Raw genomic sequence first — 3,143 nt, 5'->3', positions numbered from 1 at the left:
ATAATGAAAGCTGCCCTTTGTGTCGGGGCAGCTCTTTTTCATTTGCAAAAACAGGGGTCTAGGAGGCTTTCTGAGACACGAAAAATCATTCCGAATACTCCAAGTACCCCCCGAAATGAAATAAGGCATATAAATCGAAAAATCTAAGTCTCCCTTCTGAGCCGCTCCCATTTTTTTCTCTCTGCTCCCGCTAAACATTTATAAAGGAAATCTTCAATCCGATTGAAGTTGTACTCATAAACTCCATCAGGTAAATCCTCCTGTAAATGATTCACTAAGTCTTTGATGGACCGAAGCATCCATTCCAGTTCAGCTGCGGTAAACTCAAACGTTATATCACGTGGGATTTCCACCATTTTGTATTGTGCTTGATCAGCAAGAAATTGAAGCAAGAGCTTTTTGCTCGTTCCGATGTTTTTCAAATGACGGTATTGCGTAACGACACTGTCTGAATGTGCATTTGCCTTTGATACAAGATCTTTATAGTCTTGTTGATCTAAATGACGATACGTGTCCAAACCAAGCTTATTTTTTTGGCGAAATATCAATATTACAAGCTCCTTTCACACTTGATGGTCAGGCTATTTTAGAAACTTCTTCTCAAAAATACGAAGTTCCTCTTTTTTGCATTTTTTTCTATTTATCGTGCATTTTTTGGACTGATCCCGGACTTACCCCTTATTGAGCGTCACCGCGAAGAAATCATAGACCTTGGGAAGTTTTAAACCCAAGATCTTTTTTTGGTCGATCGGTTTTGATGATAGATCATAGTTTTTCTAATTTGGGTCGATAATTCTTCCTCAACCACGGCTTGTCTATTTTTCCCATGGCATTGCGCGGCAACTCATCCACAAAGTTCACTTCGACCAGATGGTGCTTGGGCAGTTTCGAATACACGTGGGCAAATACCTGTTCCTTGGTCAGGCTGCTTTCGGGCTTGGTCTCAATAAAAGCACAGGGAACTTCGCCCCATTTTTCATGAGGAAGCCCCACTAAAGCAGCATCGGCCACCTCCTCCAATTCTTTGATGACCCCTTCTACTTTGCTTGGGAAAATAGCTCCAACTCCGCCAAAGTAAATGACATCCTTGTAACGGTCGACAACATAGACAAATCCATTTTCATCCATGTAGCCGGCATCGCCAGAGAGAAACCATCCATTCTGTTTGACCTTTTTGGTTTCTTCAGGATCACGCCAATATTCCTTAAACACCATGGGACCTTTAATAGCAATCTCCCCGATTTCACCGGTGGGAAGTTTTTCTTTGGTCTCGCGATTTAAGATCGCGATGTCAAAAAAAAGCGGACGCCCGACGGAGTTTGAGAATTCCATGCCCATTATGGGGTTCCAATAACAACCGCTTCCTCCGATTTCCGTGGCACCATAGATGATGGAAATGCGGAAGCCCAGTTTTTCATAGTCTTCGATCAATGAACGAGGGACAAACGAACCTCCGGTTTGGATTTCAGTTAATGAAGATAACGTATATTCAGATTTATAAATGATCGGCAAAATCAGCCTTAGAAATTGCGGAGGAACAAACATAATATTGATTTTTTCTGATTCGATCGTTTCCAATAAATTGTCCGGGGTCAGTTTCGGTATGAACACCACGGTAAACCCGATCAAACTTTGAAAAGAAAGGATAGAAATGGACGAAATATGCCCCAACATGATCGGGATCAACACGCGTTGCGCAAACCGATAACAACCGGCCAGGCCGTTGTTTAATCCGGATTCATATAAATTGGCATGTGTCATAACGACCCCTTTGGGCCTTCCCGTGGTTCCCGATGTATAGACGATCGCCGCATGATCTTCTGGTTTTACTTCCACCTGAGGATATGTACTCGGAAAAGTAGCTAAGTTTTGGGCAAACTCCAGTTCCAGATCTAATTGGCGCGAAATCCTTATGGATTGGGTCTGTTCTGGCACCTGCAATGAATGAATGAGATCGGCAAAGCGTTCATCATAGAAAATGATTTTTGGCTCAATATCTCGGATTACATCATTCAACAGATCCTGGGTCCAACGCCAATTCAGCGTGGCAATCACCGCTCCGATTTTGAGAGTGCCCATAAAAATCAGCGGAAACGGAATATTCGTTTCGGGAAGGATGGCCACCCGGTCTCCCTTTTGGATTCCCAGAGACAAAAGATAGTGGGCGACCTGGTTAGACAGCTCATCATATTCTTGGTACGTCATTCTCCGTTTTGGTCCAACAATGGCTTCTATGTGTTTGTACTGCATGGCCCGTTTATGTAATATTTGTCCCAAAGACATATACATTTTTTTGACCTCCTCTTAATGAATCTATGGATAATATGAATATATCAAATATATCCCTTTAAATTTACGATTTTTAAATATGATTTACATGATTTTTAGATTTGTTTTTTAATTTCTTATGTGAAAACAAGGCAAAATCCTTGTAAAACCTGATTCTGGGCCTTAGCGCCCAGGAACGAAAAGAGGGAGAAGACCTCTATGAAAAGTGGAAAGCTGAATGGGAGCGTTGGGCAGCGGTCTTTTTATCCCGTATTCTTTTTTTAACTCCTTAGAGGACATATAACGTCCTCGCCAATTTATCCAATGTCGGATTTCCTTGAATTCCAACAACAGTGTGGCATAACGTTCCTTTCTCAACTGACTACGTTGACCACGGCGAAAAAAGTCTAGTACCATCATGTTCATCTCTCCTTCTCTACCCCGAGCACCAACTCCAGCGCCTGGCGATCGTATTCTTTCTCTGTGATCCGACCTGAGACAAAGGCCACCAACAATTCCATCTCCGCTTCGGTCAGGTGCATTCCCTCGTGTTTCAGGGTGCCCAACGCTCCTCGATTTCGCTTCACCGGTATAGGACCTGCGCCTTTATAGCAACATACTGATATCCTGATTTTAGAGATCCTTTCCTTTTTTCAACTTCAAACAAAGCGCGTTTTTTTGCTCCTAGTTCGTCTAAGTAGCTCATTAAATTTAATACCACAGGAGCTGTAGCAATGATTTTGCCTGTTGCTTTTTCTTTGATTCCCACTATGATTTGCCAGTCGCAACTTATCATTTTGGTCATCCTTTCATGTGATATAATGAAGATCCATATGTTTTTTCCAAAATCCCTTCCGGATGCCGCCGGGAGGGTT

Annotated in this window: 4 protein-coding genes; all 4 read right to left on the bottom strand. The window is 42.5% G+C overall.

Annotated elements, in window-relative coordinates:
• Window positions 1-143 precede the first annotated feature (143 nt).
• Entirely contained in the window at window positions 144-548 is a 405-nt protein-coding gene (locus JG50_RS0115450) for a hypothetical protein (protein ID WP_033102028.1), read from the bottom strand.
• Between the two features lie 217 nt (window positions 549-765).
• A complete protein-coding gene (locus tag JG50_RS0115445; protein ID WP_033102027.1) occupies window positions 766-2,289 on the bottom strand; it encodes a class I adenylate-forming enzyme family protein in 1,524 nt (507 codons plus the stop codon).
• Between the two features lie 401 nt (window positions 2,290-2,690).
• Complete coding sequence (locus JG50_RS20250) at window positions 2,691-2,855, bottom strand: hypothetical protein (protein WP_160173903.1); 165 nt, start codon at window positions 2,853-2,855, stop codon at window positions 2,691-2,693.
• On the bottom strand, window positions 2,852-3,143 hold a 292-nt coding region (locus tag JG50_RS0115435; RefSeq protein ID WP_033102025.1), incomplete at its 5' end, for a hypothetical protein. The genes JG50_RS0115435 and JG50_RS20250, both read right to left, overlap by 4 nt.

The sequence above is a fragment of the Thermoactinomyces daqus genome (genome assembly GCF_000763315.1).
Lineage (GTDB): Bacteria > Bacillota > Bacilli > Thermoactinomycetales > Thermoactinomycetaceae > Thermoactinomyces_A > Thermoactinomyces_A daqus.
Note: the sequence above shows the minus strand (reverse complement) of the source record. Positions and strands in the feature narration are given on the sequence as shown.

What these genes read in the sequence shown, in the direction of transcription:
- JG50_RS0115445 (WP_033102027.1), bottom strand. Translation starts at nt 2,289, where the DNA reads ATGTATATGTCTTTGGGACAAATATTACATAAACGGGCCATGCAGTAC.